This is a genomic window from Bradyrhizobium huanghuaihaiense (genome assembly GCF_007830635.1).
In the GTDB taxonomy this organism is placed as follows: domain Bacteria; phylum Pseudomonadota; class Alphaproteobacteria; order Rhizobiales; family Xanthobacteraceae; genus Bradyrhizobium; species Bradyrhizobium huanghuaihaiense.
Genome location: NZ_VLLA01000016.1, coordinates 1 through 12,444, shown reverse-complemented (window position 1 = coordinate 12,444; position 12,444 = coordinate 1). Strand labels below are relative to the sequence as shown.

Here is a 12,444-nt window from a genome sequence, read left to right as displayed (position 1 = left end):
AGTCTTCGCAAAACGATTGCTGCGGCGTAGGGGTCCCGGCCTTCGCCGGGACGACGATTGTATTTGTGGCAGGCTTCTTAAGCGCCCCTTACGTCGGCGACACCGCGCCCTTTAGCGCCGTGCCTTGCGCTGCCGCACCACGGGTCAACCTCGCCTTTTCCGTGTTCGGCCAGAGCAGCAGCAGGCCGATGACGCCGGAGCCGACCATCACCACCGCGTTGATGGTGAAGCCGGTCAGGTAGCCGTCGAGCATGCTGCCGGAGCGCTGGATCACGGTGCCCATCACACTGGGCGCGATGATGCCCGAGAGCGTGTAGAGCGCGCCGTAGATGGCGATCACCGCGCCGCGCTGCGAGGCCGGGGTGAACTCGCCGAGCATCGGCGGGCAGACCACGTAGATCGCGCCGCACAGGCCGGAGCCGACGACGAGCGATGCGATCTGCAGGCCGGCGCCCTCGACATGCCCCATCATGGCGAGGATCAGGCCGCCGATGATCAGCGGCACCGAGCCGAGCACGCCGCGCGAGATGCGCGTGGTGTAGCCGCGCGCCATCATCACCTGCGAGATCCATCCGGTGAGGATGACGATGGTGGCACCGAACACCCAGGGCAGGATCGAGATGAAGCCGGCCTGGCTCTGCGAGAAGCCGAGCCCCTTGACGATGAAGGGCGTGAACCAGGTGAGGCCGAGCGACAGCGCCCAATAGGCGCCAAACGTCGCGATCACGCAGCCGAGGAAGGTGCGCGAGGTCAGAAGCTGCACATAGGGAATCTTCGGCTCGGTGACGGCGAGAACCTGGGTGTCCTCCAGCGGGCCTTCCTTGCCGAGCGCGAGCCAGGCCGCGACCCAGATCAGGCCGACGACGCCGAGCGCGCCGAAGGCGTAGTGCCAGGAGTGATTGACGATGACCCAGTTCAGCGCCGGCACCGCCAGGATCACGCCGAAGGCCGAGCCCTGCGACAGAATCGCGGTCGGCAGCGTGCGCTTCTCGTCGGGGAACCATTTGTAGATCGCGTGCGCAGCGACCGAGAAGGCCGGGCCTTCGCCGGCGCCCAGCACGATGCGGCAGATCAGGAGCGTGGTGAAGGAGACGGTGCCGACCATCGGGAACTGCGCCAGCGCCCAGATCACCGCCAGCGTCAACAGCACCCAGCGCGTCGGCACCTTGTTGACGATGAAGCCGACCACGATGGCCGAGATCGAGAACAGGAAGAAGAACGACGACCCGAGCAGGCCGAACTGCTCGGCGCTGAGCTTCATGTCCGTCATGATCGGCACGCCGGCGAGACCGACCACGATCTTGTCGGCGAAGTTCACCACCATGAAGAGAAAGAGGAGAAATGTGACGGTCCAGGCGCCCTTTGGCGTTGGCTTTGCCAAACCCTTGGAGTCCCCTGCCGTCCTGCCCATTTCGGGCGTTCCCTGAGCGCTCATCATTCTCCCCGTATGTCTTTATTGTCGGCACTTTTTGATTTGGCCGTCTTGGGAGCTAACAACGGCTTGAAAGCCAACGCAACCCCGGCAATTCCACGGCAGGTGTGCTACGCAGCATTGAGTTAAATTCCGTACGGCGCATTGATCTTGCTGAGCATCCGAAACCTCTCAAAGACCTTCTCCTCGGCCGGCGAGCCGGTCCACGTGCTGCGCGGCGTCGACCTCGACCTCAGGGCCGGCGAACGCGTCGCGCTGACCGGGGAATCCGGCAGCGGCAAGAGCACGCTGCTGCACCTGATTGCGGGGCTGGACGCCGCCGATGGCGGCTCGATCCGGCTGGAGGACGTCGAGGTCACCAAGCTATCGGACGCGGGGCGCGCAGAGCTCCGGCGCGACCGGATCGGCCTGGTTTTCCAGCAGTTCAACCTGATCCCGAGCCTGTCGGTCGCCGACAATCTGGCCTTCCAGGCGCGGATCGCCGGCCGGCACGATGCGGCCTGGAGCGAGGAGCTGGCCGAGCGGCTCGGGCTCGGCGGCCTGCTCAAGCGTTATCCCGAGCAATTGTCAGGCGGCCAGCAGCAGCGCGTCGCGATCGGCCGGGCGCTGGCGACGAAGCCGTCGCTGCTGCTCGCGGACGAGCCGACCGGCAATCTCGATGAGGACACCGCCGAGGACGTGCTGGCGCTGACGCGCGACCTCGTCGCGCGCACCGGCTGCGGCTTCCTGATGGTGACGCACAGCCTGCATCTGGCCGGCACGCTCGACCGGCACCTCACCTTGCACGCGGGACGAATCGCATGAGGCGCGCGCTCTGGGTGCTCGCGGTGCTCCTGAGCCATTGGCGGCGCCACGGCATGCAGTTCGCGACGCTGCTGATCGGGCTGATCGCGGCGACCGCGCTGTGGAGCGGCGTGCAGGCCATCAACCAGCAGGCCCGCAATGCCTATGACCGTGCCGCGGCGACCTTCGGCGGCGTGCGCACGGCGATGCTGGTGGCGCCGAATGCGGCAATCTTCCCGCAGGAGCTGTTCGTAAAACTCCGCCGCGCCGGCTGGCCGGTGTCGCCGGTGCTGGAGGGACGCGTCCAGGTGGGCGGACGCTCGGTGCGGCTGCTCGGCATCGAGCCGGTGACGATGCCGGTCGATGTCGGCAATGCGCCGCGCCTTGGTGCCTCGGATTTGCGCAGCTTTGTTGCGCCTCCCGGCCAGACATTGGTGGCGAAGGAGACGCTGAGCGATTTGCAGGAAACGGAAGGCGCGGCACCTCCGATCAGCAGCGGCGCAAAACTGCCGCCGCTGCGCGTGCTGCCGCAGCTGGTCCCCGACGTGCTTGTGGTCGATATCGGCGTGGCACAGCGACTGCTGAACAAGCCGGATCAGGTCTCGCGGCTCTTGATCGGCAAGCCAAAGGGCAGGCAGGCGCCGCTCGCGAGCGTCGTCGGCGACCAGCTGCAGCGGGTCGAGCCGAACGCAGAGACGGAGCTGGAGCGTCTCACCGACAGTTTCCATCTCAACCTCACCGCTTTCGGCCTGCTCTCGTTCTTCGTCGGCCTCTTCATCGTCAATTCGGCCGTGGGCCTTGCCTTCGAGCAGCGGCTGCCGATGCTGCGCACATTGCGGGCCTGCGGCGCCTCGGCGCGGCTGGTCAACACCGTGCTGGTGATCGAGCTGGTGGCACTGGCGCTGGTCGCAGGCCTGATCGGCCTCGTCTGCGGCTATTTCATCGCGGCCGCGCTGCTGCCCGATGTCGCGGCATCGCTGCGGGGACTCTATGGCGCGCAAATCCCCGGGCAACTCAGCTTGCGGCCTGAATGGTGGCTCGCTGGCATCGGCATCAGCGTTGCGGGCGCGCTTGTTGCGGCGGCGACCAGCCTGATCAAGGCGATCCGGATGCCGGTGCTGGCCACCGCCCAGCCGCGCGCCTGGCAGCAGCGGCAGCGCCGCTGGCTGGTGCTGCAGAGCTGTGCGGCCTGCGCCGTGTTCGCGGTCGCGCTGCTGCTGCTTCACTACGGTCAATCGCTGATCGCGGGTTTTGGCGTGCTTGCGGCACTAATGCTCGGCGCGGCGCTATTGCTGCCGGCGTTCCTCGACATCATCCTGCTCCTGGGCCAGCGCAGCGCGCGCGGGCCGATCGCGCTGTGGTTCTGGGCGGACAGCCGGCAGCAGCTCTCGGGGCTGTCGCTTGCGCTGATGGCACTGCTACTGGCGCTCGCCGTCAATGTCGGGGTGTCCACCATGGTGGAAACCTTCAGCCGCACCTTCATCGGCTGGCTCAACGGGCGGCTCGCGGCCGACGTCTACATCAGCGCCTCCGATAACGCGCAAGGCGTCGCGATCCGAAACTGGCTGAAGGAGCGCAGCGACGTGCAGGCGATCCTGTCGGGCGGGCGCGCCGAGACTCACGTTCAGGGCCAGCCGGTGGAGCTGCTCGGCCTGCCCGATCACGCGCTCTATCGCGAGCGCTGGCCTCTGCTGGAGACCGCGCCGCGCGCATGGACGCAACTCGTACCGGGCAATGCCGCCTTCATCAGTGAGCAGCTGAGCCGCCGCCTCAACGTCCGCGTCGGCGACGTGATCGAGGTGCCGGCACCGGGCGGGACCTGGGAGCTCGACATCGTCGGCATCTATGCCGATTACGGCAATCCAAAGGGCCAGCTCGCCGTCAATGTCGCGGCGCTGATTCGGCATTTTCCGCAAACGCCGCAGACACGGATCGGCTTGGTCGTCGCGCACGACAAGATCCCGGGCCTGATCGCGGCGTTGCAGAAGCAGTTTGCGCTCGACGACCGCAGCGTCGCGGACCAGGCGACGGTGAAGGCGGAATCGATTCGCATCTTCAACCGCACCTTTGCGGTGACCTCGGCCCTCAATGCGTTCACGCTCGGCGTCGCCGGCATCGCGCTGCTGACGAGCCTGCTGACGCTGGCGAATTCCCGGCTGCCGCAGCTTGCCCCGCTGTGGGCGATCGGCCTGACGCGGCCGCGCCTTGCCGCGATCGAATTGACCAAGACGCTGTCGGTCGCGTTGTTCACGGCGCTGCTGGCCGTGCCGCTCGGACTGTTGGTGGCGTGGTGCCTGATCGCCATCGTGAACGTGAAAGCGTTCGGCTGGCGGCTGCCGTTCCATGTGTTTCCGCTGCAGCTGATCGAGCTGGTCGCGGTCGCGCTGCTGGCCTCGCTGCTTGCGGCGCTGCTGCCGATGCTGCGGCTGGCGCGGATGCAGCCGGCGAGCCTCGTCAAGGTGTTTGCCAATGAGCGCTGACAAGATCTCGCGGCGCGCTTTTGCCGGCGGCATCGCCGCACTCGCCGTGGCACGCCGCGCCGGCGCGCAAGGCTACGCCGGGCTCGGCGAGACCGCCGACGGCTTTGCCAAGGTGACGCCGGGAAAGACATTCACCTTCCCCGGAGATCACGGGCCGCATCCGGAGTTTCGCATCGAGTGGTGGTATCTCACGGCGAATCTCGTCGATGCCAGCGGCGCGGCCTGCGGCCTGCAATGGACGCTGTTTCGCCAGGCGGCCCAGCCGGGGCCGCAGGGCGAGGGCTGGGCCAATCAGCAGATCTGGATGGCGCATGCGGCGGTGACGCGCGCCGGCACGCATCGCTTCAGCGAAGTGTTTTCGCGCGGCGGCATCGGGCAGGCCGGCGTCACGGCAAAGCCGTTTGCGGCCTGGATCGACGATTGGGAGATGAAGGGCATTGAGCGGACTGACGATCGCACGTTGGCACCGCTGACGCTGAAAGCTTCCGGCACCGACTTCAGCTACGCGCTGACGCTGGAGGCCGATCGTCCGGTGGTGCTCCAGGGCGATCGCGGCTACAGCCGCAAGTCGGAGCGCGGGCAAGCGTCGTACTATTACAGCCAGCCGTTCTACCGCGCGCGCGGCACGCTCAGCATCGATGACAAGCCGGTCGATGTCACAGGCCAGGCCTGGATGGACCGCGAATGGAGCAGCCAGCCGCTCGACGCCGACCAGACCGGCTGGGACTGGCTGTCGCTGCATCTTGCATCCGGCGACAAGCTGATGCTGTACCGGCTGCGGCAGAAGGACGGCAAGGATTATCCGTTCGGCAACTGGATCAGCGCCACGGGCGAGACGCAGATGATTGCGGGTGGCGATATCCAGATGATGCCTAAGGCAACAGCGGAGGTTGCGGGGCGCAAGCTGCCGGTGGAGTGGCAGATCGCGATCCCCTCGCGCTCGTTCTCGATCCTGTGCAAGCCGCTCAATCCGGACGCCTGGATGGGGACTGGCTTCTCCTATTGGGAAGGGCCGATCAGCTTTGCCGGCACGCATGACGGCGTTGGCTATCTCGAGCTGACCGGGTATTGAGGCGCGGTCTGGATTCTAGTTTTGACGCGTTTTCTTTACGCGAACCTGTATCCACTTCGCTCGAAAACGCTCTGGGGAAATTCGCGATGTATCACCTCACTGCCCTCGTCACGCTGCTGGCGATCGCATTTTATTTCTTCGTCACCATCAACGTCTCGCGCGCGCGGTCGAGGACGGGGATCAAGGTGCCGGCGACATCGGGACATCCGGATTTCGAGCGCGCCTTCCGCATCCAGGCGAATACGCTGGAATGGATGCCGATTGTCCTGCCGGCGCTCTGGCTGTTCGCGATCTATATCAGCGATGCCATTGCAGCGGCGATCGGCGCGGTGTGGATCGTCGGCCGCATCGTCTATTTCATTGGGTATTCGCAGGCCGCAGCAAAACGCGGCCCCGGATTTGCGATCCAGGCGCTCGCCGCGATTACGCTGTGGGCGGGGGCGCTGGGTGCGGTGGTGTTGCGGTTGGTGTGAGGGGCGGCTGCGGCTCCAAATCGCGCCGTCATTCCGGGGCGGCGCATTGGCGCCGAACCCGGAATCTCGAGATTCCGGGTTCGATGCTTCGCATCGCCCCGGAATGACGCTACGCGTCACTTCGTCAGCGGGCAGCCGCTTTCCTTGGCGGTGAAGAAGGCCTTGTCGCCGGGGACGGTGGCGAGCAGCTTGTAATAGTCCCAGGGCTTCTTCGACTCCGAGGGCTTCTTGACTTCGAACAGATACATGTCGTGGACCATGCGGCCGTTCTCGAGCACCTTGCCGCCTTGCGCGAAGTCATCGTTGACCGGGAGTTCCTTCAGCTTCTTGGCGACGGCCTCCGGATCCTTGGTGCCGGCGGCCTTGACCGCCTTCAGGTAGCTCAGCGTCGCCGAATAGGTGCCGGCGTGGATCATGCTCGGCATCCGGCCGGTGCGCTTGAGGAAGCGTTCGCCGAGATTGCGGGTCTTGTCGTTGAGATCCCAGTAATAGCCCTCGGTCAGCACCAGGCCTTGCGCGGCCTGCAGGCCGAGGCCGTTCACCTCGGCGAGCGTCATCAGGAGGCCGGCGAGCTTCTGACCGCTGGCGACGATGCCGAATTCGGACGCCTGCTTGATCGAGTTGGTGGTGTCGAGGCCGGCATTGGCGAGGCCGACGATCTTCGCCTTCGAGCTCTGCGCCTGCAGCAGGAAGGAGGAGAAGTCCGACGAGTTGAGCGGCACGCGCACTGAGCCGACCACCTTGCCGCCATTGGCCGTGACGATCTCGCTGGTGTCCTTCTCCAGCGCGTAGCCGAACGCGTAGTCGGCGGTGAGGAAGAACCAGGTGTCGCCGCCGGCCTTGGTCAGCGCGCCGCCGGTGCCGACGCCGAGCGCGCGGGTGTCGTAGGCCCAGTGGAAGCCGTAGGGCTGGCACGCGTCACCGGTGAGGCGCGAGGTTGCCGCGCCGACGACGATGTCGACCTTCTTCTTTTCCTTGGAGAGCTCGTGGATCGCGAGCGCGACCGATGAGGTCGTCAGCTCCGTGATCATGTCGACGTTCTCGACGTCGTACCAGCGCCGCGCGATCGAGCTCGCCAGGTCCGGCTTGTTCTGGTGATCGGCGGTGACGAGCTCGATCTTCTGGCCGAGCACCTCGCCGCCAAAATCCTCGATCGCCATCTTGGCCGCTTCGACCGACCATTTGCCGCCGTAATCGGCATAGACGCCGGATTGGTCGTTGAGGATGCCGATCTTGACGCCTTGCGCAGAGGCCGGCGCTGCCAGCAGCAGGGCCGAGGTTGCGACGGCGGCCAAAAGGGGTGATTTCATTCTGTTAGCTCCCAGCAGTGTTCTGTTTTGAAATCGCGCGGATATTAGGGAAGAACCCCGCGCGTGCCCACCCATTGCATGTTGGTCGTTAGTATGAAGGTGGGGCGACAAAAATGGTGTCGTCCCGGGGCGCGCGCAACGCGAGCCCGGGACCCATAACCACAGGGAGAGGTTTGACGAAGACTAGGAGTTACCAGCTTCGCCCCAAACTCCGCCCTGTGGTTATGGGTCCCCGCCTGCGCGGGGACGACAGCGCCGAGTGAGGATATGCCGGTGGCCACCACTTGCACTTAAGGAGCCACCACCTCCGGCTTCTTGTCCCGCCGCCCTTCGGCCAGGTTCCGCACCACCACATAGAAGATTGGGGTGAACAGAAGCCCGAACAGGGTGACGCCGATCATGCCGAAGAACACGGCGACGCCGACGGCCTGGCGCATCTCGGAGCCGGAGCCGGTTGAGATCACCAGCGGCAGCACGCCGAGGATGAAGGCGAAGGAGGTCATCAGGATCGGCCGCAGGCGCAAGCGGCAGGCTTCGATCACGGCCTCCAGCCGCGGCTTGCCTTCGTTCTCGATGTCGCGCGCGAATTCGACGATCAGGATCGCGTTCTTCGCCGCCAGTCCCACCAGCACGACGAAGCCGATCTGGGTCAGGATGTTGACGTCCTGTCCCATGATGCGGACGCCGATGGTGGCCGCCAGCAGGCACATCGGCACGATCAGGATCACCGCGAACGGCAGGGTCCAGCTGCCATATTGTGCGGCGAGCACGAGATAGACGAACAGCACGCAGATCGGGAACACGAGCAGGCCGGCATTGCCGCCGGTGATCTGCTGATAGGACAGATCCGTCCATTCGAAGGTGAAGCCGCTCGGCAGAGTGTCGTCGGCGAGCTTCTTGATGGTGTTGAGCGCGGTGGTCGAGCTGGTGCCCGGCGCCGGCTCGCCCTGCAGCTCGGACGCCGCATAGAGATTGTAGCGCGCAACGCGGTCCGGACCCGACACGTCCTTGAACTCGACCACGCTGCCGAGCATCACCATGTCGCCGGAGGCGTTGCGCGTGCGCAGGCGCGAGAGGTCGCTTGGCTCTTTCCGGAACGGGAAATCAGCCTGCGCGGTGACGTGATAGGTGCGGCCGAACAGGTTGAAGTCGTTGACATAGGTCGATCCGAAATAGGTCTGGATCGTGTCGTTGATGTTGGCGATGGGCACGCCGAGCTTCTGCGCCTTGGTGCGATCGATGTCGACGAAGAGCTGCGGCGTGTTGGCCGAGAACGGGGAGAACACCGTGGGGCCGAGCAGCGACGGCGATTTGCGCGCCGCGGCGACAAGCTCGTCGGTGGCCGCGGCGAGCAGCTCAGGCCCGCGGCCCTGACGGTCCTGGATGCGGATGGTGAAGCCGCCGCCGGTGCCGATGCCAGGCACGGCCGGCGGCGGAATCACGATAATGAAGGCGCCCTGGATCGCGGACAGGCGCTTGCGCAGCTCGACCGTGATGGCGTTCGCAGTCAATCCCTTCTTGATCCGCACCTCGGGCTCGTCGAACACCGGGAACAGCGCCGCCGCGTTGCCGGCCTGCGTGCGCGTCGCACCGGAGAAGCCGGCGAAGGCGGCGACGCGGACGATGCCGGGCGTATCCAGCGAGATCCGCTCGATCTCGCGCACGACTTCCGTGGTGCGCGCCAGCGAAGCCGCGCCCGGCAATTGCACGGAGATGATGACGTAGCCGCGATCCTGCGCCGGGATGAAGCCTTGCGGCGTGGTCACGATCAGCCAACCGGCGCTGCCGATCAGCACGACATAGATCAGGAGCATCACCACCGAATGCCGGATCACGAAATTGGCAAGGCCGGCATAGCCGTGCGAGAGCCGGTCGAACACGCGGTTGAACACGCCGGTGAAGGCACCCCACGCCCGCGCGATGACATTCCAGCTCGCCGGCGGCCGCTTCTCCTCATGCGGGGTGAGAATCTGCGAGGCCAGCGCCGGCGACAGCGTCAGCGAGCAGAAGCAGGAGATCGCGGTCGCGACCGCAATGGTGACGGCGAATTGCTGGAAAAATTGCCCGGAAATGCCGCCGATGAACGCGGTCGGCACGAACACCGCGCACAGCACCAGCGCAATCGAGACCAGCGCGCCGCCGACCTCCTCCATGGTCTTCAGCGCGGCATCGCGCCGGCTGAGGCCGTGCTCGAGATGGCGTTCGACATTCTCGACCACCACGATGGCGTCGTCGACCACAATGCCGACCGCGAGCACGAGGCCGAACAGCGTGAGATTGTTGATGGAGAAGCCGAGCGCCGCCATCACCGCGAAGGTGCCGACCAGCGAGACCGGGATTGCGATGATCGGAATGATCGCCGGCCGCCAGCCCTGCAGGAACACCAGCACGACGATGACCACGAGCAGCATCGCTTCGTAGATCGTCTTGATCAACTCGTGGACCGACTGTGCGATGAACTCGGTCGGGTTGTAGCCGATATTGTAGTCGAGGCCCTTCGGAAAGCTCTCCTTCAGCTTCGTCATGGTGTCGGAGATGTGCTTCGCGGTCGCGAGCGCGTTCGAGCCGGGCCGCTGCGTCACCAGCATGGCCACCGCCGATTTGCGAAGCAGGAAGCTGTTGGTGGAGTAAGCGAGCGCACCGAGCTCGATACGGGCGACGTCGCGCAGCCGCACCGTGCGGCCGTCGGAGCCGGCCTTGATCAGGATGTCCTCGAACTGCTTCTGGTCCTTGAGCCGCCCCGTGAACGTGAGGTTCGGCTGGAAGGCACGGTCCGCGATCGGCGGCTCGGCGATCTGTCCGCCCGCGATCTGCACGTTCTGGGCACGGATCGCCGCCAGCACCTCGGTCGAGGTCAGGCCGAGATTGGCGATGCGGTCGGGATCGAGCCACAGCCGCATCGAATAATCGCGCGCGCCGAAGATCTGGATGTCGCCGACGCCGTCGATGCGCAAGAGCTGGTCGCGGACCTGGAGCAACGCGTAGTTGGAGATGTAGAGCTGGTCGAACGTGTCGTCGGGCGACAGCATGAACACGACCATCAGGATGTCGGGCGAGTTCTTGCGCGTCGTGACGCCGTTGCGCTGGACCTCCTCAGGCAGGCGCGGCTGCGCGATCGCGACGCGGTTCTGCACCAGCACCTGGGCCTTGTCGAGATCGGTGCCGAGCTTGAAGGTGACGGTGATGGTGAGCTGGCCGTTCGAGGTCGCCTGGCTGTAGAGATACAGCATGTCCTCGACGCCGTTGATCTCCTGCTCGATGGGAGCTGCGACCGTGTCGGACACGGTCTGCGCGGAGGCGCCGGGATATTGCGTGGTGACGACGACGGTGGGCGGCACCACTTGCGGATATTCGGAGACCGGCAAGGTGGTGTAGGCGAGCGCGCCGACGATCAAGAGCACGATCGACAGCACCATCGCCAGGATGGGCTGATTGATGGAGAGACGGCCGAGATTCATGACTTGCCACCAGCCGGGGCTTGCGCGGTCTGCGGGGCGACCTTGGCGCCGACGCGGGCGCGCTGGATGCCGTTGACGATGACGCGGTCGTCGGCCTTCAGTCCTTCGCGGATCACGCGCAGGCCTTCGTCGAGCGGCCCGAGCACGACGGGGCGCGCTTCGACCGTGTCGTCCGGCTTGACCACGAACACGATCTTGCGGGACTGGTCCGTCGCAACGGCGACGTCGGGGATCAGCAGCGCCTCGTAGGGCGCGCTGCCGATCAGGCGGACGCGACCGAACTGGCCGGGCAGGATCGACAGGTCGGTATTCTTGATCACGGCGCGGCTGCGCAGCGTGCCGGTGGAGACGTCGAGGCGGTTGTCGAGGAAGTTGATGGTGCCTTCATGCGACGGCTTGGTCTCGCCGGCGAGAGTCACCTGCACCGGGTTTGCCGTATCGCGCGAGCTCGGGCGCTTACCTGCGAACCACAATTTGCTGTATTTGATGAAGGTCGCCTCATCCATGTCGAAATAGACGTAGATCGGGTCGAGCGCGACGATCGAGGTGAGCAACGTCGAGGTGCCGGTATCGCTGCCCTGCACGAGGTTGCCGGGGCTGACGAGATGGCGGCTGACGCGGCCGGTGAGCGGCGCGGTTACATGCGTGAACTCGATATTGAGCCGCGCGGCCTTCAGCGCACCCGCGGCCTGCGTCTCCGCAGCGTGCGCGGCCTGCAAGGCCTGGCGGCGCTGGTCGACGGCCTGCTCGGAGACAGCACTGGTCTGAACCAGGTTCAGGCCACGGTCGAGCTCGCGCTTGGCAAGCTCGACCTTGGCGCGTGCGTCGGAGAGCTGGCCGTCGGCCTGCTCGGCCACCGCCTCGAACGGGCGCGGGTCGATCACGTAGAGCAAGTCGCCCTGACGCACGATGGCGCCGTCCTGGAATTCGACGGAGTTGACGAAGCCGCCGACGCGCGGGCGCACCTGGACCTCCTCGACCGCCTCGAAGCGGCCGGTGAACTCATCCCAATCGGTGACGGTGCGCTTGACCGGCTGGGCGACCGTCACCGGCGCGGGCGGCGGCGCGGCGGCCTGCGAGGTCGGCTGTCCGCAACCGGCGAGGGCGAATGAAGCCGCGAGGACGCCCGCTATTGCGTAATGCCGCATCTGAACGAAATCGTGCTTTTTGACAAATCGCTCGCTTCCGTCCGGTCCAGTCATCCCAGGTCCTCACTCAAAAAACCGCGGAAAAAGCAGGGTGTTCGCCATCGCGCGGGCCCCACAGGATGGGCGGCAATGATGAACACTTCAAGACCAATGCGCGCGCAATGCCCGCACGAGCGCCCTGGCCGGATGGCGGGTTGACAGGGGAGTTAGCCGGCCGCGCGCGCACCGATTAGTGGGCAAGACTCGATTGGACTTATGCGCGGGGCTCATGAATGGCGCGCATGATTC

Annotated in this window: 8 protein-coding genes; 4 read left to right on the top strand and 4 right to left on the bottom strand. The window is 65.8% G+C overall.

Annotated elements, in window-relative coordinates:
* Window positions 1-88 precede the first annotated feature (88 nt).
* Complete coding sequence (locus IQ16_RS27640) at window positions 89-1,435, bottom strand: MFS transporter (protein ID WP_026312209.1); 1,347 nt, start codon at window positions 1,433-1,435, stop codon at window positions 89-91.
* Window positions 1,436-1,582: 147 nt separating this feature from the next.
* Between IQ16_RS27640 and IQ16_RS27635 the strand changes: the two genes are divergently transcribed.
* The 4 genes from IQ16_RS27635 (at window position 1,583) to IQ16_RS27620 (ending at window position 6,240) form a co-directional block, all read left to right on the top strand.
* Entirely contained in the window at window positions 1,583-2,236 is a 654-nt protein-coding gene (locus IQ16_RS27635) for an ABC transporter ATP-binding protein (protein ID WP_026312208.1), read from the top strand.
* Window positions 2,233-4,695 (top strand): ABC transporter permease, encoded by a 2,463-nt coding sequence (locus IQ16_RS27630; RefSeq protein WP_145831859.1) that lies wholly within the window; start codon window positions 2,233-2,235, stop codon window positions 4,693-4,695. The genes IQ16_RS27635 and IQ16_RS27630 overlap by 4 nt, the downstream gene beginning before the upstream one ends.
* Complete coding sequence (locus IQ16_RS27625; RefSeq protein ID WP_018644423.1) at window positions 4,685-5,767, top strand: lipocalin-like domain-containing protein; 1,083 nt, start codon at window positions 4,685-4,687, stop codon at window positions 5,765-5,767. Before IQ16_RS27630 ends, IQ16_RS27625 begins: the two co-directional genes overlap by 11 nt.
* An 86-nt stretch (window positions 5,768-5,853) precedes the next feature.
* Window positions 5,854-6,240, top strand: a complete 387-nt coding sequence (locus tag IQ16_RS27620; RefSeq protein ID WP_018644422.1) for an MAPEG family protein — start codon at window positions 5,854-5,856, stop codon at window positions 6,238-6,240.
* A gap of 116 nt (window positions 6,241-6,356) precedes the next feature.
* Here the strand turns inward: IQ16_RS27620 and IQ16_RS27615 are convergent, their stop codons facing one another.
* From IQ16_RS27615 to IQ16_RS27605, 3 genes are all read right to left on the bottom strand, one after another.
* Window positions 6,357-7,550, bottom strand: a complete 1,194-nt coding sequence (locus tag IQ16_RS27615; RefSeq protein WP_018644421.1) for an ABC transporter substrate-binding protein — start codon at window positions 7,548-7,550, stop codon at window positions 6,357-6,359.
* A gap of 290 nt (window positions 7,551-7,840) precedes the next feature.
* Window positions 7,841-11,008, bottom strand: a complete 3,168-nt coding sequence (locus IQ16_RS27610; protein WP_018644420.1) for an efflux RND transporter permease subunit — start codon at window positions 11,006-11,008, stop codon at window positions 7,841-7,843.
* Entirely contained in the window at window positions 11,005-12,210 is a 1,206-nt protein-coding gene (locus IQ16_RS27605) for an efflux RND transporter periplasmic adaptor subunit (protein WP_018644419.1), read from the bottom strand. Before IQ16_RS27605 ends, IQ16_RS27610 begins: the two co-directional genes overlap by 4 nt.
* Between the last annotated feature and the right edge of the window lie 234 nt (window positions 12,211-12,444).